We start from the raw sequence: 17529 nt of genomic DNA, 5'->3' as shown, positions 1-17529 counted from the left end.
TCCGCTAGGGATGGTGTGCTGCACGCCGGCCCGGGGGGCCGGGGCGGGAGGCGCAAAGCGCGCCAGCGGCGTCCGGGCAGGCCGGACGCCGCCAGACACGGCGCCTTAGTCCTGCGCGTACTCGCTCATCGGTACGCAGGCGCAGAACAGGTTGCGGTCGCCGTACACGTTGTCCGCCCGGCCCACCGGCGGCCAGTACTTCTGCGTGCGCAGCGAGGCAATGGGGTAGGCCGCTTCCTCACGCGTGTACGCGTGGGTCCACTCATTGGCGGTGATCACGGCGGCGGTGTGCGGCGCGTGGCGCAGCGGGTTGTCGTCGCGGTCAAAGCTGCCGTCCTCCACGCGCGCGATCTCGCCACGGATGGCGATCATGGCGTCGATGAAGCGGTCCAGCTCGTGCAGCGCCTCGCTCTCGGTCGGCTCGATCATCAGTGTGCCCGGCACCGGGAAGCTCATGGTCGGGGCGTGGAAGCCGTAGTCCATCAGGCGCTTGGCCACGTCCTCGTTGCTGATGCCGGTGGCCTTCTGCAGCGGGCGCAGGTCCAGGATGCACTCGTGCGCCACCAGACCGTGCTGGCCGGCGTAGAGCACCGGGAAGTGCGGCGAGAGCCGGCGCGCCACATAGTTGGCGGCCAGGATGGCGTTCTCGGTGGCGGCGGTCAGGCCGGCCGAGCCCATCATCGCGACGTACATCCACGAAATCGGCAGGATGCTGGCCGAGCCGAACGGCGCGGCCGAGACGCCGCCGATGCCGTTGTCGTCGCGGCGATAGCCCACGCTGTCCTGGTTCGGCAGGAAGTCCGCCAGGTGTGCGCCCACGGCCACGGGGCCCACGCCGGGGCCGCCACCGCCGTGCGGAATGCAGAAGGTCTTGTGCAGGTTCAGGTGCGAGACATCGCCGCCGAACTGGCCCGGCGCGGCGGTGCCGACCATCGCGTTCATGTTGGCGCCATCCACGTACACCTGGCCGCCGTGCTGGTGCACGATCTCGCAGATCTGCTGCACGCCCTGCTCGAACACGCCGTGCGTGGACGGGTAGGTGATCATGATTGCGGCGAGGTTCTGGCTGTGCTGCTCGGCCTTCTTCGCCAGATCCTGCAGGTCGACGTTGCCGTCGGCGTCACACGCCACCACCACCACCTTCATGCCGGCCATCTGGGCCGACGCCGGGTTGGTGCCGTGCGCGGACGAGGGAATCAGGCAGATGTCGCGATGGGCTTCGCCGCGGCTGGCGTGGTACTTCTGGATGATCAGCAGGCCGGCGTACTCGCCCTGCGAGCCCGCGTTCGGCTGCAGGCTCACCGCGGCGTAGCCGGTGGCGGCGCAGAGCATGGCTTCGAGCTGGTCGATCATCTCGCGATAGCCCACGGTCTGGTCGAGCGGGGCGAACGGGTGGACCTTGCTGAACTCGGGCCACGTCACCGGAACCATCTCGCTGGTGGCGTTGAGCTTCATGGTGCAGGAGCCGAGCGGGATCATGGTGCGATCCAGCGCGAGGTCCTTGTCCGCCAGCGAGCGCAGGTAGCGCAGCATCTCGTGCTCGGCGTGGTGCGTGTTGAAGACCGGGTGCGTCAGGTAGGCGCTCTGGCGGGCCAGCGCGGCCGGGAAACCATCGCCGACGGCGGCCTCGGTCGCATCGAAGGCCGGCACCGGCTTGCCGTGCGCGAAGATCTCCCACAGCGCGACCACGTCCTCGCGCGAGGCGGTCTCGTCCAGCGAGATGCCCACGCGGGTGGCGCCGATATGGCGCAGGTTGATGCCGCGCGCGGTGGCGGCGGCGTGGATCGCCTCGGTGTTGAAGCCGGTGTCCAGCGTCAGGGTGTCGAAGAACGTGGCGTTGACCGGGGTCACGCCCATCGCCTTCAGGCCGGCAGCCAGCGTGGCGGTCAGGCGGTGCACGCGCTGGGCAATGCGCTGGAGGCCCTGCGGCCCGTGGTACACGGCGTACATCGACGCCATCACGGCCAGCAGCACCTGCGCGGTACAGATGTTCGACGTGGCCTTCTCGCGGCGGATGTGCTGCTCGCGCGTCTGCAGCGCCAACCGGTACGCCTTGTTGCCCTGCGCGTCGATGGTCACGCCCACCAGACGGCCCGGCATCGAGCGCTTGAATTCGTCCTTCACGGCCATGTAGCCGGCGTGCGGGCCGCCGAAGCCGAGCGGCACGCCAAAGCGCTGCGAGTTGCCCACGGCCACGTCGGCGCCCCATTCGCCCGGCGCGACGATCAGCGTCAGCGCCAGCAGGTCCGCCGCCGCCACCACCAGCCCGCCAGCGGCGTGCACGGCATCGGCGATGGCACGGTAGTCGGCCACATCGCCGTTCACGCCCGGGTATTGCAGCAGCACGCCGAAGGCATGGGCGCCGGCGGCCTCGGCGGCGGGGCCGACCTTGACCTCGATGCCCAGCGGCAGCGCGCGCGTGCGTACCACTTCCAGCGTCTGCGGCAGCACGTCGTCCGCCACGTAGAACGTGTTCGAGGCGTGCTTGTTCACGCGCTGGAGCAGCGTCATCGCCTCGGCGGCAGCGGTGCCTTCGTCCAGCATCGACGCATTGGCGATGTCCAGCCCGGTCAGGTCCGTGACCATCTGCTGGAAGTTCAGCATCGCCTCCAGGCGGCCCTGCGAGATCTCGGGCTGGTACGGCGTGTAGGCCGTGTACCAGGCCGGATTCTCGAAGATATTGCGAAGGATGACGCCCGGCGTGAGCGTGTTGTAGTAACCCTGCCCGATGAAGCTCTTGAGCACGCGGTTCTTGTTCGCCAGCCCGCGCAGCTTGGCCAGCGCGGCTTCCTCGGTCAGCGGCTCGGTGAATTCGCCGAGCGGCATGCCGTCGCGGCGGCGGATGGCGGCGGGCACCACGGCGTCGATCAGCGCGGCGCGTGTCTCGTAGCCAAGGACCTTGAGCATGTGTTGCTGTTCGGCGGCATCCGGGCCGATATGACGGGCGGCGAAGGCGTCGCGCGCCTCCAGTTCGGCCAGCGTGGGCCGGCTACCTTGGGCGGCGTTCATGGGAAGAGGGGCGTTCATGGCAAGTGTCTCGTGGGGCGGGGCGGCAGGTGGTCAGCCTGGCCGCCGCGCGGGCATCTCGGGCGCCGTCTCCTGGCTCGGGAGACGGCTGGTGCAGCGCGTCAGGCGCCGACGCTGGCCTTGTAGGCGTCGACGTTCATCAGGCCGTTCACATCGTCGCCATTGGCCGGCTTCAGCTTGAACAGCCACGCGTCGAAGGCGTTGGCGTTGACGGATTCCGGCGCGGCGCTGGCGGCCTCGTTCACGGCGATGACTTCGCCGGCCACCGGGGCGTAGATGTCGGAAGCGGCCTTCACGGACTCCACCACGGCCAGCGCGTCGCCGGCGCCGACCGACTTGCCCACTTCGGGCAGTTCCAGGAAGACGATGTCGCCCAGCGCGTCCTGCGCGTGGTCGGTAATGCCGATCGTCAGCGTGCCGTCGGCTTCAACGCGCACCCATTCGTGCGATTCGGTGTACTTCAGGTCAGCAGGGAAATTCATGACGGATTCTCCGGGAATGCAGTGTTTGTCTTGTTTCGGTTCGCCTGCCGGGGCCAGCCGGGCAGGCGTGATGGCGACCGTTGGTGTCAGCCGGGCGGATGCCTCAGCTCACGAGTGCCTTGCCATTGCGCACAAACGGCAGTTTAACCACAGTCGCGGTCAGTTTGCGGTCACGAATCTCGACCTGGACCTCGGTGCCGGGCACAACGCCCTGCGGCAGCCGGGCAAAGGCAATGGATTGGGAGAGGGACGGGCTGAAGGTGCCGCTCGTGATCTCGCCGTCGCCGGCGGGGGTGATCACCTTCTGGTGCGCACGCAGCACACCGCCCTTGTCGCGCAGGATCAGGCCGGCAAATGTCTTATGTTGTCCGGCTGCCAGCAGCGCCGACTTGCCGATGAAATCGCGCTCGCTCTGCAGGTCGACGGTCCAGGCCAGGCCGGCGTCGAGCGGCGAGGTGTGGATGTCCATGTCCTGGCCGTACAGGTTCATGCCGGCTTCCAGGCGCAGCGTGTCACGCGCGCCCAGTCCGGCCGGGCGCACGCCCACGGACTGCAGCTTTTCCCAGATGCCGGCCACGTTCTCGGCCTCCACCACCAGCTCGAAGCCGTCCTCGCCGGTGTAGCCGGTGCGGGCCACCATCAGCTCGCCGACCATCGGGTCCCGCACCACCACCGCGTTGAACGGCTTGAGTGCGTCGGCCGGCTGGGTCGACGGGAAGGCCTCGTGCACCTTGGCGCGCGCGTTCGGGCCCTGCACGGCGATGATCGCCAGCTTGCCCACGCCGGCCGGCGCCACGTCGCCCCGGCGCGGGGTGATCGTCACGCCGCTGCCGGTGGCCGCGTTGCGGGCCGTGATCCATTCGATGTCGCCCAGCGCCGTGCTGGCGTTCACCACCAGGCGGAAGCGGTCTTCGGCGAAGAAATAGACGATCAGGTCGTCGATGACGCCGCCCTTTTCGTCGAGCATGCACGCATACAGGGCCTTGCCCGGGGTCTGGAGCTTGTCGACGTTGTTGGCCAGCAGGCCGCGCAGGAAGGCGCGCGTGTTGGGGCCGGACAGGTCCACCACGCACATGTGCGAGACATCGAACATGCCGGCATCGCCGCGCACCGCGTTGTGTTCCTCGATCTGGGAGCCGTAGTTGACCGGCATGTCCCAGCCGCCGAAATCGACCATGCGGGCACCGAGCGAGCGGTGGATGGCGTTAAGGGGCGTGGCCTGGAGCGTCATGGGAAATCCTCTGGAGCGAATACGGCAGCGAAAACGAAAAAAGGGTCATCCGCCGTGGGGATCGATGGCAATGCCACCAATCCGCCGCGGCGGATGACCCCTCTGTCCTCGATACCTGAGAGATTACGATGCAGCTTGCCGCATCGCGCGCCCCTTCGGTGGACACGCTCGCCATGCGTTGGCACGGGCGGGTGTCGCTCTCCAGAGTGCGGCATGCATCGTGTGCATGTTGCATGCCGATCCGACCGGTCCGTGGTGCCTGAGAGTTTTCGGGTGATACCCCTTCGGCGGCGCAATGGCTGCGCGCTCTCCCGGTTGGATGCGCGTGAATGTACGGGACGGGTTGACCTTTGTCAACGCGGCGCCGACGCCACCTTGCTAGGCGCCGGGGAGGGGGCTGGCTGTAATTCCTGCCGCCTGAGGTAAGGACTACCCGCGCCGGATCAACGATCCTTCGTGACGACGTTACCCACCACGCCACCCACCGCCGCGCCACCCACCGTGCCGAGCGCGCTGCCGTTGGTCAGCGCCGCGCCGCCGAGCGCGCCAACGCCCGCGCCAATGGCGGTGTTGCGGGTCTTGGGGCTCATGTCCGCGCAGCCGCCAAAGGCCGCCAGCGTGACACCGATCAGCGTGATTTTCGCCAGGGTTCGCATTGTTTTCATGATCGCCTCCGAATGTGCCGAATTTGTCATCAGGACGGCGTCGCCGCCGGTCCCGCATGACCGTATGAGGCAATCTCCATGCCCCGGATGTCCCCTCGGACGTCACTTTTACGAAGTGTTACCGCGATGAAACACTGGTAGCACTTGCGTCCTTGATGTCCGTCATCAGGCACCGGCGCAGGCCACCCTGCGTGTTAACATCGACGCCTTTCGCGCGCCCGCCAAGCGTGCGCCATCCGGCACCCGCCCACCTATGACCCACGGACTCAACGCCGCCCAATCCGAAGCCGTTCGCTATCTGGACGGGCCCTGCCTCGTCCTCGCGGGCGCCGGGTCCGGCAAGACGCGCGTCATCACGCAAAAGATCGCCCACCTGATCGAGGACAAGGGCTTCGAGCCGCGTCACATCGCCGCCGTCACCTTCACGAACAAGGCGGCGAAAGAGATGCAGGAGCGCATCGGCAAGCTGATGGAGGGCAAGACCACGCGCGAGGGCAAGCGGATTCCGCTCAAGCAGCTCACCGTCTGTACCTTCCACTCGCTCGGCGTGCAGATTTTGCGGATGGAGGCGGAGCACGTCGGCCTGAAGCCGCAGTTCTCGATCATGGATTCGGACGACTGCTTCGGACTGGTGCAGGAGCAGCTCGCCACCACGGACAAGAAGCTGATCCGTAGCGTGCAGGGCACGATCTCGCTGTGGAAGAACGGCATGATCGATCCGGAGACCGCGCTGGCCCAGGCCGCCAATGCCGACGAGCACCAGGCCGCCATGGTCTACCGCAATTACGTGGCCACGCTGCACGCCTACCAGGCGGTGGATTTCGACGACCTGATCCGCCTGCCCGCCGAGCTGTTCGCGCGCGACGAGGCCGTGCGCCTGAAATGGCAGAACCGCCTGCGCTACTTCCTCGTCGACGAATACCAGGACACCAACGCCTGCCAGTACGCGCTGCTCAAGCTGCTGGCCGGCGGCTCGCACCTGCGCGCGCCGGCGTTCACGGCCGTGGGCGACGACGACCAGGCCATCTACGGCTGGCGCGGCGCCACGCTGGACAACCTGCGCGGCCTGCAGACCGATTTCCCGGACCTCAAGGTCGTCAAGCTCGAACAGAACTACCGCTCGACGGTGCGCATCCTGGAGGCGGCCAACGCGGTCATCGCCAACAATCCCAAGCTGTTCGACAAGAAGCTGTGGTCGGAGCACGGCATGGGCGACCCCATCGCCATCCATCCGATGAACGACGAGGAGCACGAGGCCGAGTCCGTGGTGTTCCGCCTGTCCGCCCACAAGTTCGAGCGCCGCGCGCAGTTCCGCGACTACGCCATCCTGTATCGCGGTAACCATCAGGCGCGGCTGTTCGAGCAGATCCTGCGGCGCGAGCGGATTCCGTACGTGCTGTCCGGCGGCCAGAGCTTCTTCGACAAGGCGGAGATCAAGGACATCTGCGCCTACCTGCGGCTGATCGCCAATCCGGACGACGATCCCGCGTTCATCCGCGCCATCACCACGCCCAAGCGCGGCGTGGGCAACACCACGCTGGAGGCGCTCGGCACGTTCGCGGGGCAGGCCAAGGTGTCGCTGTTCGAGGCCGCCATGATGGGCGGCATCGAAGGCAAGCTCCAGCCGCGCCAGCTGGAGCCGTTGCGCGTGTTCTGCGAGTCGATGGTGCGCCTGGCGGACCGCGCCAAGACCGATCCGGCCACCGTGCTGCTCGACGACATGATGGCCGGCATCCACTATGAATCGTACTTGTACGATACCTTCGACGAGCGCCAGGCCCAGTCGCGCTGGACCAATACGCTTGAATTCCTCGACTGGCTCAAGCGCAAGGGCACGCGCCCGGAACCCGAGGCCGGGGAGGGCGAGGCCACCGGCTTCGACAACGCCGACGGCTTTGGCGACGAAGGCAAGAACCTGCTCGAACTGACACAGACCGTGGCGCTGATGAGCATGCTCGAAGGCCGCGAGGAAGACCCGGACGCGGTGCGGCTCTCCACGCTCCACGCGTCCAAGGGCCTCGAATATCCGCACGTGTTCCTGGTGGGCGTGGAGGAGGGCATCCTGCCCCACGCGCGCGAGGACGAAGACATGAGCGACGAGAAGATCGAGGAAGAGCGCCGGCTGATGTACGTTGGCATCACCCGCGCCCAGCGCAGCCTCCAGATCAGCTGGTGCAAGAAGCGCAAACGCGCCCGGGACACCTACTCCTGCGAACCCTCGCGCTTCATCGCCGAAATGAAACTCGAAGAAGCGCCGGCTCCCGTCGACGAGACCCCGGCCATGAGCCCCAAGGACCGGCTGGCCAATCTCAAGGCGCTGCTGGGTACGCCGGGCGCACCCGGCAAGCCGGTGACGGGTTGAGTCGCATCCCCTACCAAGCATCACGGCCGATACAAGGCAGACAAGACCGCGCGCCTCGCGCTTTCTAATATGGCGACGCGTCAGACGCCTCGGCGACTGGCGCCGTGCCGCGCCTGCCCTTCGGTTAGCGGTGCGGCTGGGTACGCTTGCGTGCCTGGCTCTTCCCTGTTGAACGCTCCCGGCGCGGCAGTGCCGGGGGCGTCGTTTTGTCAGGCGAAGTTATCCACAGCGCACGTATCGAACCTGATACAAAGCCGCCACAGCGCGAATATTGCAAACTGGTACAGTTGACCGCCGGTCGTTGCGCAGGCCGTCGCCCGCCGGCGTTTCCCATCCCTCCCGCTTTGCCATGGACCTCACTCCCGCCTTGCCTACCCGCCTGCTGATCGTCGACGACGATCCCCAGATCCGCGCCATGCTGGCCGAATACCTGGCCACGTTCGGCATGGCGGCCGATGGGGCCGAAGGCGGGGCGTCGATGCGCACGGCCATGGCGCAGCATCACTATGACCTGGTCATCCTGGACCTCTCGCTGCCCGGCGAGAACGGCCTGACGCTGTGTCGCGAGATCCGCGAGCGCACGGACATCCCCGTAATCATGCTGACCGCCCGCGCCGAACTGGCCGACCGTGTGGTCGGACTCGAGGTGGGGGCGGACGACTACGTGACCAAGCCGTTCGAGATGCGTGAACTGGTGGCGCGCATCCACACGGTGCTGCGGCGCAGCCGGGCCGATGTGCGTCGTTCGGCACCTACCCCGGCGGGGCACGAGGTCAAGTTTGGCGCGTGGCGGCTCAACACCACGCTGCGCCAGTTGCTCGACGAGGAAGACACGGTCGTGCCGCTGTCGAACGCCGAGTTCCGCCTGTTGCTGACCTTCATCGAGCACCCGAACCGCGTGCTGGATCGCGAACTGCTCATCAACCAGGCACGCGGTCGCGACCTCGACGTGTTCGATCGCAGCATCGACCTGCTGGTCTCGCGCCTGCGCCAGAAACTGCGCGACGATCCGCGCGACTCGGCGCTGATCCGCACGGTGCGGGGCGAGGGCTACGTCTTCACGGTCAACGTGGATTCCTGACGCATGGCCGCGTCCCCCCCGCCGCCGAACGCCACCGCCGGCGTCCGGACAGACCCCACCATGCGGCGCCACCTTTTCGATTCGATGTTCCTGCGGCTGTTCCTGGTCATGGCCGCGATCATGGTGGCCGTGCACGTGCTTGGCGTGACCGTCATCGAGGGCCTGTTCCCGCGCCCCGGCTCGCCGCGCTGGGAGGAACGCATGCGCGAGGCGGCCTCGGAGGCCGCCGCCGCCGGCAAGCCATTCCACCGCCCCGAGCCGTCGCAGCGCGGCCCGCGTTTCGAGGAAGACGAGGAGGCGGGCGAGGGCGGCCCGGCCGGGGAGCGCGGCATGTTCCGTCCCGGCCATCCCGACCGGCGCGGGGAGCCGCCCGGACCGCAGCGCCACTTCCCCCCCTGGCACGGACTCTGGCCCCTGCATCCTGGCCTGATCTTCCAGTTCATCGCCATCGTGATTTCGTCGTGGGTGGGCGCGCGATTGCTCGCGCGGCCGGTGCAGCGGCTGGCCACCGGTGCGAACCGGCTGGCCCAGGATGTGCACGCCCCGCCACTCGACGATGATGCGGGTCCGGCCGAAGCGCGCGCCGCCACCAAGGCGCTGAACCTGATGCAGCAACGCATCCGCACGCAGCTGGCGCAGCAGTCGCGCTTCCTGGCGGCAGTCTCGCACGACCTGCGCACGCCGCTCACGCGCATGAGCCTGCGCATCGAGCGCATCGAGGACAACGACGTGCGCTACCGCCTGCGGCAGGATCTGGCCGAGATGAACGGGCTGATCGACGCCACGCTCTATTACCTGCGTGACCGCGACGACGGCACCGGCCCGCGCCAGCGCGTGGACGTGCAGGCGCTGCTCCAGGCCATCGTCGACGATGCCGAGGAACTGGGGCAGGACGTGCGGCTCTCCGGCACCGCCGCGCCGCTGCTGGCCTACCCGGCGGAGTTGCGCCGCGCCGTGGTCAACCTCGTCGAGAACGCGCACCGCTACGGCGGCGCCGCGCATATCGTGCTGACGGACAGCCCCGAGCGCGTGCAGATCGACGTCTGCGACAACGGCCCCGGCATTCCGCCGGCCGAGTTGCAGCGCGTGCTGGAGCCGTTCTATCGCGTGGAGTCGTCGCGCAGCCGGGCTACCGGCGGCGTGGGGATGGGGCTGTCGATTGCCGCCGATATCGTCAATCGCCATGGCGGCGAGCTGACGCTGGACAACCGCGTCGAAGGCGGCCTGCGCGTGCGCATCACGCTGCCGCGCGACTAACTAATAGATATAGCGGCGCGCGGGTCAGGCGCGCTGCGGCACGCCCGACTTGCCGATCGGCGCCAGTTGCACGTACTGAGAGCCGCGCAGCCCGCGCGTGAAGTCGAGCGTGAAATCGCCCACATCGATGCGCGACTGCAGCGCGCGGCGCAATTCCAGCGCACCCGGCGCCTTGGCCGCGCCGGCAGCGCGCACCAGCCAGGCGGCGCCAATGTAGCCGGCCAGCGTGGCCGGGGAGGGCGGTTCGTCGAGGTACTGCTTCATCCGCGCCACGTGTTCCTTGACCACGCGCAGCGTGGATTCCTGCGGGCCGGGCGCCACCTGCGTGACCACCACGCCCCCCGCGTAGTTGCCGCCGAGAATCTCGCGCGCCGAGGCCGGGCTCACGGCCGACAATCCCACCAGAAAACCGTACCAACCCTGCGAGGCCAGCGCGCGGCCAAGGCCGCCGTAGGCAAGCGTGTCGCCGGCCACGATGACCGCGCCGGGCCGCGTCGCGGCGATGCGGCGCGCGCCGTCATCGACACTGCCGGTCAGCGTCACCGCGCGCGTACCGAGGTCGCGCTCCATCCGATCGAGCCACGGCGAGCCCGCCGCGAGCGTGCCGGCGGCGAAGTCGGGCGACACGGCCAGGACGATGTTCTTGAGGCCGTAGCTGCGCAGCTGCCGCACGGCGGCGTCCAGCTCGGCCTGATAGTCGGCGCGCGTGAACCAGATGTTGTCGGCGGCAAGCGAAAGCCCGGAGAGCGGGGCGACGATCTGCACGCCGCGCCGGCTCAGTTCGGACGACGTGGCCAGCGTGGGCAGCAGGGTGTCGCCGGGGCCGAACAGCACGTCGATATGGTCCGACTCGGCCATGCCGATGGCCTGCGAGGTGGCGATGCGCGGGCTGGCATCGGCATCCCGCACCACGTGTACGATGCGCGGCCCCTGAACCGAGGCGTTCGCCGCATCGAACAGCACCTTGGCGCCGGCCAGGTAGTCGCGCGCCAGATCCGCTTGCGGCCCCACGCGGTCCAGCAGATGGCCGACCACCAGCGCCCGGCGCTGCGAGGAGGGCTGCGGTTGCGGCTGGGCGAACGCGGCCGGTGCCGCGAGCATCGCGGCCAGCGTGCCGAACGACCGGAGCATGCGGCGGCGCGCCGGCGCGGCGGGCGACATCGTTCTGGGCGAGGCTGGGCGCATGGTCGGCGGGCGTTGGAATCGGGTGGAGGAGGGGACGGCGGGCAGAGCCTATCGGCCGTTCGTGACGCTCGGATGACGCCAACGCCCCACGGTGGCGGGGCTGCGGGCGCAAGCGCGGCGTGCGCTTGATGCGCGTCAAGGTGAGCGACGGCGCAGGGGCATAGCATCGTGACCATCTTCGCCCGCAAAAAGAGCGCACCATGTCCGCCCCCACCCTCCCCAGCATGCCTGCCGCCACGGCGTTCGACCGCCGCGCACTGGCCGACTTCCGCAGCCTGGCCGGCCGCATCGACGGCAACGGCCCCCGCTACACCTCCTACCCCACCGCCGACCGCTTCGACGCCGAAGTGGACGACGCCCGCTACCTCGCCGCGCTCGACGCCTGCCGCGCGGACTCCCCCGCGCCGCTCTCGCTCTACCTGCACATCCCGTTCTGCGAGAACATCTGCTACTACTGCGGCTGCAACAAGATCATCACCAAGGACCACGCCCGCAGCGCGCGCTACGTTGACTATCTCGCCCGGGAAATGGCAATGGTTGCCGGCCGGCTCGGCGAGCGCCGCGCGGTCATGCAATCGCACTGGGGCGGCGGCACGCCGACCTTCCTCGATCCCGACGAAATGCGTCGCGTAATGGCGGCGCTGACGCAACACTTCCACCTGCTGCCCGGGGGCGAGCACGCCATCGAGATCGATCCGCGCCGCGTGACCGATGCGCGCATGGCGCTGCTGGCGGAACTCGGCTTCAACCGGATCAGCCTCGGCGTGCAGGACTTCGACCCGGAGGTGCAGGCGGCGATCCATCGTGTGCAGTCCTATGAGGAAACGCGCGATGTGGTGCTGGCGGCGCGCCGGCTCGGCTTCCGCTCGGTCAGCATGGACCTGATCTACGGGTTGCCGCACCAGACCACCGAACGTTTCGCGGCGACCATCGACCGCGTGCTGACGCTGCGGCCGGACCGGCTCTCGGTCTACAGCTACGCGCACCTGCCGCATGTGTTCAAGCCGCAGCGGCGTATCGACGAGGCGACGCTGCCGCCCGCCGGCGAGAAGCTCGACATCCTGGTATCCACGATCGAGCACCTGACCGCCGCCGGCTATGTCTATATCGGCATGGATCATTTCGCGCTGCCGGACGACGACCTTGCCATCGCCCAGCAGGCCGGGCGCCTGCAACGCAACTTCCAGGGCTACGCCACGCATGCGGGGCACGATCAACTGGGCTTCGGCGTCTCGGCGATTGGTGCGGTGGCGGGCCACTACGTGCAGAACGCGCGCACCACGGACGAGTACTACGCCGCGCTGGACGAGGGCCGGCTGCCGGTGGCGCGCGGCTTTGGCATGTCCGCCGACGACCACCTGCGCAAGGCGATCATTGGCGCGCTGATGTGCCACGGCACGCTCGACATCGCGGCGGTGGAGGCCGGGCATGGCATCGACTTCGCCCGGACCTTCGCGCCGGAACTGGCGGGGCTGGACGCGCTGGCGACGGAGGGGCTGTTGCGGCGCGATGCGTCGCGGATCGACATCACTCCGCTGGGCCGGCTGCTGGTGCGTCGCGTGGCGATGGTGTTCGACCGCTACCTGCGCCAGGACGCGGGGCGCGAAGTGCCGCTGGTGCGCTATTCGCGCGTGGTCTGAACTGCTGCCTATATATATAGGGATAGGGGCGCCGGACCGACCGGCCCCCAATCGAAACAAAAAAGCCCGCGAGGATCGTCGCGGGCTTTTTTGCGTGGACTTACAGGTGCGCTTTGCGTTACTTCGAGGCGTTGACCATGTAGTCGGCGGCGGCGATCACATCGGCATCGGCGCCGGCATAGCCACCCTTGGGCGGCATCACGCCCTTGCCCTTGAGCGCGAAGTTGTGGACGGCGTCCATGCCTTCCTTGATGCGCGGTGCCCAGGCGGCCTTGTCGCCGAACTTCGGCGCACCAGCCACACCGGCGGCGTGGCAGGCGGCGCAAACCTGGTCATAGACCTTCTTGCCGGTTTCGGCCGATGCAGCGGCCGGGGCGGCAGCCGCCGCAGCAACGGGTGCGGCGGCAGCGGGTGCCGGTGCAGCAGCCGGGGCAGCCGGCGCGGCAGGAACCGCCGGGGCCGCGGCCTGTGCGTCAGGCGCCGAAGCCGCAGCCTGGGCCGGTGCCGCCTGGGCAGGCGCGGGCGGTTCCGGGAACTTGGCGCCGCCGGCGTCGGCCAGGTGCACCACGGCACGGGCCAGTTCGTAGTCGGTGTAGTCGTCCGGCGAGGTGCCGGCGCGGGGGGGCATCGCGCCCTTGCCGTTCATCACGGACTTCAGCAGGCCGTCAAAGCCCTGGCCGATCCGCGCGGTCCAGTCGCCGGGTGTGCCGTGCTTGGGCGCTCCGGCCGCACCGGTGGCGTGGCAGGCGGCGCAGACTTCCTTGTAGACCTGCTCGCCGGTCTTGAAGACGCGCGGCGCGTTCGGGTCCTTGATTTCCAGGGAAGCGACGGGTTGGATGCGATGGTTGACGGCTTCGGCCGTCTGGGTGGAGCCGGCGCCCTCGTGGGTGCCGTGACCAACAAAACTAACCAACAGGACGATCACGAGAATCGGCACCACGAAGGCGGCGATCACGACAGCGATCAGTTGTTTCGGGGTCTTGATGGGAGACTCGTGGTGGTCGTTTTCTTGGTGGACGTCACTCATACAGAACTCTCGATTTTGCAGGGAAACCTAGTGCAGCGCGTTGGGGGCGGCTTGCTTTGTTGGCCCTTGTCGGGGATGGGTCTGTTTTCGCCTTTCGGCTATCTGCGTCCGGGCCATGTCTCGTGTCCCGGGTACGTCTCGTTTCGACGCAAATAGCTGGCGATTATAGACCCAAGCCGTGGCGTCCGGGGCCAAAAGCGGCGGCTGCGAGACCTGCCGGAACCCTTCCCGGCGCAACCCGCATGGACGCCGCCCGACAAACGAGGTATCCTATGCGACTTTCCGACGCCGGCCCTCGTCCGACGTCAATCGCAGCTCACATCGCGCCCGTAGCTCAATGGATAGAGTACTGCCCTCCGAAGGCAGGGGTTGCTGGTTCGATCCCAGCCGGGCGCACCAATAGACTGGCTTGCAGTCAGTCCACGCTAGTCAATCCCGCGCACGCGAATTTCCAACAGTTTGTGGTCCGAAGCCAGGTCGACTTCCAAGCAGCGGACGCTTGCGCCCGTCTCACCGATACCCCGTGATATCCGCCGGCTTGCCCGCATCGACCACTTCGGTCATGTAGCGCCAGGCGTCGGGCTGGCTGCCGTCGAGGTCGGTGAAGCCGTAGACCTGCGCCAGTTGGCCGCTGGATAGCGTCTGGCCGTTCCAGCGGGCCAGCTCGGGGTCGGCGGCGAGGGCGGCCACGGCGCGGCCTACGTAGGCGGGGGTTTCGGAGATTGCGAAATGGGGTTGCCGTGCGGTGGCGTCGCGCCAGTTGGCCTCGGTGACGCCGTAGGCGTCCAGCATGGCCTCGGCGCGCAGCCAGCCCGGCGTCAGTGCCACGGCGGTGGCGCCGTACGGCCCCAGTTCATGCGCGAGGGCGAAGGCCATGCGCAGCACGCTGGCCTTTGCCAGATCGTAGAAGAACGACACGCGGTAGTTGGTGGCGTTGTAGGCCGCGGTGCCGTCGGTCACTTCCACCACCAGCCCACCCGGCGATTCGATCAGTAGCGGGATCGCAAAATGGCTGGTAATCGCATGGGTATGCACGCCCAGTTCGAGCGTGCGCAGGCCAATGTCGAGCGACGATTCCCACACGGTCTTATTCCACTCCATGACCGTGGCGCCCCAAATGTCGTTGACGAGGATGTGCAGCGCGCCGTGGTCGGCGCGGATGCGGTCCACCAGCGCGCTGACCTGGGATGGCACCGTGTGATCCACCCGCACGGCGATGCCCCGGCCACCTGCCGCCGACACCAATTCGGCAGTTTCCTCGATGGTCTCCGGGCGATCCATCTCGGAGCGCTGTGCGCGCGTGGAACGCCCGGTCACGTAGACCGTGGCCCCGGCCGCCCCCAGTTGCACGGCGATGCCGCGTCCAGCGCCACGGGTGGCACCGGCCACCAGCGCGACGCGGTCTCTGAGCGGAGCAGTCATGGGAACGATGCTAGGCAACCGGCGCGCGTGCCGCAAGGTACGCCGCCGCGCGCGAGGCGTCTCCGGCGCCGCCTCACCGCTGTAACCGATCGGTCGATTTCCGGCCCCCGGCGCACGCGGCGCGGCCCGGCGGTAGCCGGCAGGCCAGCGTGGATGCCCCCTCCGCGATTGTGGCGCGCGCCTTGCAAGGAGAAGAGGTTCCGTCGCCCGCATCGCGCACACCGTGGAGGAAACCGCCATGCCAACCCTGACCCCTGCCCATCTCGACATGCTGCGCCAGTCCGTGCGCGGCAAGGTCCTGCTGCCCGCCGACCCCGGCTACGACACGGCCCGCACCGTCTGGAACGCCACCGTGGACAAGCGGCCGGCCGTGATCGTGCAGTGCACGGGCACCGCCGACGTGATCCAGGCCGTCAACTTCGCGCGGGACCGGGGCCTGGTGCTGGCCGTGCGCGGCGGCGGACACAATATCGCAGGCAGTGCGATCTGCGCCGACGGGCTGGTCATCGACCTCTCCGCGCACCGCAGCGTCCAGATCGATCCCAAGGAAAAAGTGGCCTGGGTCAGCGGCGGCGCCTTGCTGGCCGATTTCGACCACGAGGCGCAGGCGCTCGGGCTGGCCACGCCGCTCGGCATCAACTCCACCACCGGCGTGGCCGGGCTGACGCTCGGCGGCGGGTTCGGCTGGCTGACGCGCCAGTACGGCATGACTGTGGATAACCTGCTCGGCTGCGAGGTCGTCACCGCCGATGGCCAGCGCCGCTGGGCCAGCGCCACCGAGGAGCCCGACCTGTTCTGGGCCTTGCGCGGTGGCGGCGGCAACTTCGGCGTGGTCACGCTGTTCCAGTTCAAGCTGCACGATGTCGGGCCGATGGTCACCACCGGGCTGCTCGTCTTCCCGGCCGCCGAGGGCAAGTCGGTGCTGCGCCAGTACCGCACCTTCGCGGAAAACACGATGCCGGACGACCTGAACGTGTGGGTCGTGCTGCGCAAGGCGCCGCCGCTGCCGTTCCTGCCTTCCTCCGCGCATGGCAGCGACGTGGTGATCCTGGCCGTGTTCTACAACGGCGATCCCGACAAGGCCGACGCGGCCATCGCCCCCCTGCGCCAGTTCGGCCAGACCGTGGGCGAGCACGTGGGGCCGGCGCCGTACGCAGCGTGGCAGCAGGCGTTCGATCCGCTGCTCGGCCCGGGCGCGCGCAACTATTGGAAATCGCACAATTTCTCGCGCCTGGACGACGCCGCCATCGACGCGATGACGGACTTCGCGCTGCGCCTGCCGTCGCCGCTGGCCGACATCTTCATCGGCCAGGTGGGCGGGGTGGCCAACCGCGTGGCGCCCGATGCCACCGCCTACGCGCACCGCGACGCCCGCTACGTGATGAACGTGCACGCGCGCTGGGAGCGCAATGACGAGGACAACGCCTGCATCGCCTGGGCGCGCGACTTCTTCCGCGCGACCGAGCCGTACGCCACGGGCAGCGTCTACGTGAACTTCCTGACCGAGGAGGAAACCGCGCGCGTGGGCGCCGCCTATGGGCCGAACTACGACCGGCTGGCGCGCATCAAGCGTCAATACGATCCGCACAACCTGTTCTGCACGAACCAGAACATCGCCCCGGCGCCGTAGCGGCATTGCCCGACTGTGGCGGACACGTTCCGCCACACATCGCCGGCGCATGCGTTGCTATGATGGCGGCCATGGCCGGCGACTTCCTCATCCCTCATCACGAATACGAGATCACCGCGATCCGCGCCCAGGGCGCGGGCGGGCAGAACATCAACAAGGTGTCCAACGCGGTGCACCTGCGCTACGACGTACGCACGGCGTCGCTGGCGGCCGACCACAAGGAGCGGCTGCTGGCCCTGCACGACCACCGCATCACCCGCGACGGCGTGATCGTCATCAAGGCGCAGCAGCACCGCAGCCTGGAGATGAACCGCGAGGAAGCGGTTCGGCGCCTGCACGAGCTGGTGGAGAGCGTGGCCACGCCGCCGCGCACCCGGCGCGCCACGCGGCCCACGCTGGCATCGCGCAAGCGGCGCATCGAGGCCAAGACCCAGCGCGGCCAGATCAAGGCGCTGCGCGGGCGGGTGGTCGATTAGTCGTTAGTCACCCAGTCAACGCCAGTCACCGATCGGTCACTTTA

Annotated in this window: 13 protein-coding genes, 1 tRNA gene and 2 riboswitches; of the genes, 7 read left to right on the top strand and 7 right to left on the bottom strand. The window is 68.5% G+C overall.

Annotated features, from left to right (window positions below):
• Nucleotides 1–105: 105 nt before the first annotated feature.
• The 4 genes from gcvP to BM115_RS23920 form a co-directional block, all read right to left on the bottom strand.
• Nucleotides 106–3027, bottom strand: coding sequence for an aminomethyl-transferring glycine dehydrogenase (gene gcvP, locus BM115_RS23935; protein WP_092300285.1), 2922 nt, complete (start codon nucleotides 3025–3027; stop codon nucleotides 106–108).
• A 101-nt stretch (nucleotides 3028–3128) separates the two neighbouring features.
• Nucleotides 3129–3509 carry a glycine cleavage system protein GcvH gene (gene gcvH, locus BM115_RS23930; protein WP_092300282.1) on the bottom strand — a complete coding sequence of 127 codons (381 nt, stop codon included), beginning with the start codon at nucleotides 3507–3509 and terminating at the stop codon, nucleotides 3129–3131.
• Between the two features lie 103 nt (nucleotides 3510–3612).
• Nucleotides 3613–4740: a glycine cleavage system aminomethyltransferase GcvT gene (gcvT, locus tag BM115_RS23925; protein ID WP_092300279.1), complete on the bottom strand. Its 1128-nt coding sequence runs from the start codon at nucleotides 4738–4740 to the stop codon at nucleotides 3613–3615.
• A gap of 92 nt (nucleotides 4741–4832) precedes the next feature.
• Nucleotides 4833–4955, bottom strand: a riboswitch (glycine riboswitch).
• Between the two features lie 21 nt (nucleotides 4956–4976).
• Nucleotides 4977–5064, bottom strand: a riboswitch (glycine riboswitch).
• 119 nt (nucleotides 5065–5183) lie between these two features.
• On the bottom strand, nucleotides 5184–5405 hold the full coding sequence (locus BM115_RS23920) for a glycine zipper 2TM domain-containing protein (RefSeq protein WP_092300425.1): 222 nt from the start codon (nucleotides 5403–5405) through the stop codon (nucleotides 5184–5186).
• A gap of 253 nt (nucleotides 5406–5658) precedes the next feature.
• Here BM115_RS23920 and BM115_RS23915 point away from each other — a divergent pair, with 253 nt between their 5' ends.
• The 3 genes from BM115_RS23915 to BM115_RS23905 all read left to right on the top strand — a co-directional run bounded on the left by BM115_RS23915 (nucleotide 5659) and on the right by BM115_RS23905 (nucleotide 10105).
• Nucleotides 5659–7767 carry a UvrD-helicase domain-containing protein gene (locus BM115_RS23915; protein ID WP_092300276.1) on the top strand — a complete coding sequence of 703 codons (2109 nt, stop codon included), beginning with the start codon at nucleotides 5659–5661 and terminating at the stop codon, nucleotides 7765–7767.
• A 349-nt stretch (nucleotides 7768–8116) separates the two neighbouring features.
• Nucleotides 8117–8848: a response regulator gene (locus tag BM115_RS23910; protein WP_092300273.1), complete on the top strand. Its 732-nt coding sequence runs from the start codon at nucleotides 8117–8119 to the stop codon at nucleotides 8846–8848.
• Between the two features lie 60 nt (nucleotides 8849–8908).
• Entirely contained in the window at nucleotides 8909–10105 is a 1197-nt protein-coding gene (locus tag BM115_RS23905; RefSeq protein ID WP_255370965.1) for an ATP-binding protein, read from the top strand.
• Nucleotides 10106–10129: 24 nt separating this feature from the next.
• On the opposite strand, the gene BM115_RS23900 is transcribed toward BM115_RS23905, so the two are convergent.
• Nucleotides 10130–11236, bottom strand: coding sequence for an ABC transporter substrate-binding protein (locus BM115_RS23900; protein ID WP_369823528.1), 1107 nt, complete (start codon nucleotides 11234–11236; stop codon nucleotides 10130–10132).
• Nucleotides 11237–11490: 254 nt separating this feature from the next.
• Between BM115_RS23900 and hemN the strand changes: the two genes are divergently transcribed.
• Entirely contained in the window at nucleotides 11491–12930 is a 1440-nt protein-coding gene (gene hemN, locus BM115_RS23895) for an oxygen-independent coproporphyrinogen III oxidase (RefSeq protein ID WP_092300267.1), read from the top strand.
• Between the two features lie 118 nt (nucleotides 12931–13048).
• On the opposite strand, the gene BM115_RS23890 is transcribed toward hemN, so the two are convergent.
• A complete protein-coding gene (locus BM115_RS23890) occupies nucleotides 13049–13957 on the bottom strand; it encodes a c-type cytochrome (protein ID WP_092300264.1) in 909 nt (302 codons plus the stop codon).
• Between the two features lie 323 nt (nucleotides 13958–14280).
• Between BM115_RS23890 and BM115_RS23885 the strand changes: the two genes are divergently transcribed.
• Nucleotides 14281–14356 (top strand) — tRNA-Arg (locus BM115_RS23885).
• 111 nt (nucleotides 14357–14467) lie between these two features.
• Here the strand turns inward: BM115_RS23885 and BM115_RS23880 are convergent.
• Nucleotides 14468–15379 (bottom strand): SDR family oxidoreductase, encoded by a 912-nt coding sequence (locus BM115_RS23880; RefSeq protein ID WP_092300261.1) that lies wholly within the window; start codon nucleotides 15377–15379, stop codon nucleotides 14468–14470.
• A 238-nt stretch (nucleotides 15380–15617) separates the two neighbouring features.
• On the opposite strand from BM115_RS23880, the gene BM115_RS23875 reads away from it, so the two are divergent.
• Nucleotides 15618–17009 (top strand): FAD-binding oxidoreductase, encoded by a 1392-nt coding sequence (locus BM115_RS23875; RefSeq protein ID WP_092300258.1) that lies wholly within the window; start codon nucleotides 15618–15620, stop codon nucleotides 17007–17009.
• Nucleotides 17010–17080: 71 nt separating this feature from the next.
• Entirely contained in the window at nucleotides 17081–17485 is a 405-nt protein-coding gene (gene arfB, locus BM115_RS23870; protein WP_092300419.1) for an alternative ribosome rescue aminoacyl-tRNA hydrolase ArfB, read from the top strand.
• The last annotated feature ends 44 nt before the right edge of the window (nucleotides 17486–17529 follow it).

The organism is Cupriavidus sp. OV096 (assembly GCF_900115455.1).
In the GTDB taxonomy this organism is placed as follows: domain Bacteria; phylum Pseudomonadota; class Gammaproteobacteria; order Burkholderiales; family Burkholderiaceae; genus Cupriavidus.
The sequence above is the reverse complement of the archived record's forward strand: the minus strand, read 5'-3'. Positions and strand labels throughout refer to the sequence as shown.

Excerpts from the sequence above, each read along its gene's own strand:
- gcvP (WP_092300285.1), bottom strand. The coding sequence starts at position 3,027 with ATGAACGCCCCTCTTCCCATGAACGCCGCCCAAGGTAGCCGGCCCACG.
- gcvH (WP_092300282.1), bottom strand. The coding sequence starts at position 3,509 with ATGAATTTCCCTGCTGACCTGAAGTACACCGAATCGCACGAATGGGTG.
- gcvT (WP_092300279.1), bottom strand. The coding sequence starts at position 4,740 with ATGACGCTCCAGGCCACGCCCCTTAACGCCATCCACCGCTCGCTCGGT.
- BM115_RS23920 (WP_092300425.1), bottom strand. The coding sequence starts at position 5,405 with ATGAAAACAATGCGAACCCTGGCGAAAATCACGCTGATCGGTGTCACG.
- BM115_RS23915 (WP_092300276.1), top strand. The coding sequence starts at position 5,659 with ATGACCCACGGACTCAACGCCGCCCAATCCGAAGCCGTTCGCTATCTG.
- BM115_RS23910 (WP_092300273.1), top strand. The coding sequence starts at position 8,117 with ATGGACCTCACTCCCGCCTTGCCTACCCGCCTGCTGATCGTCGACGAC.
- BM115_RS23905 (WP_255370965.1), top strand. The coding sequence starts at position 8,909 with ATGCGGCGCCACCTTTTCGATTCGATGTTCCTGCGGCTGTTCCTGGTC.
- BM115_RS23900 (WP_369823528.1), bottom strand. The coding sequence starts at position 11,236 with ATGCTCCGGTCGTTCGGCACGCTGGCCGCGATGCTCGCGGCACCGGCC.
- hemN (WP_092300267.1), top strand. The coding sequence starts at position 11,491 with ATGTCCGCCCCCACCCTCCCCAGCATGCCTGCCGCCACGGCGTTCGAC.
- BM115_RS23890 (WP_092300264.1), bottom strand. The coding sequence starts at position 13,957 with ATGAGTGACGTCCACCAAGAAAACGACCACCACGAGTCTCCCATCAAG.
- BM115_RS23880 (WP_092300261.1), bottom strand. The coding sequence starts at position 15,379 with ATGACTGCTCCGCTCAGAGACCGCGTCGCGCTGGTGGCCGGTGCCACC.
- BM115_RS23875 (WP_092300258.1), top strand. The coding sequence starts at position 15,618 with ATGCCAACCCTGACCCCTGCCCATCTCGACATGCTGCGCCAGTCCGTG.
- arfB (WP_092300419.1), top strand. The coding sequence starts at position 17,081 with ATGGCCGGCGACTTCCTCATCCCTCATCACGAATACGAGATCACCGCG.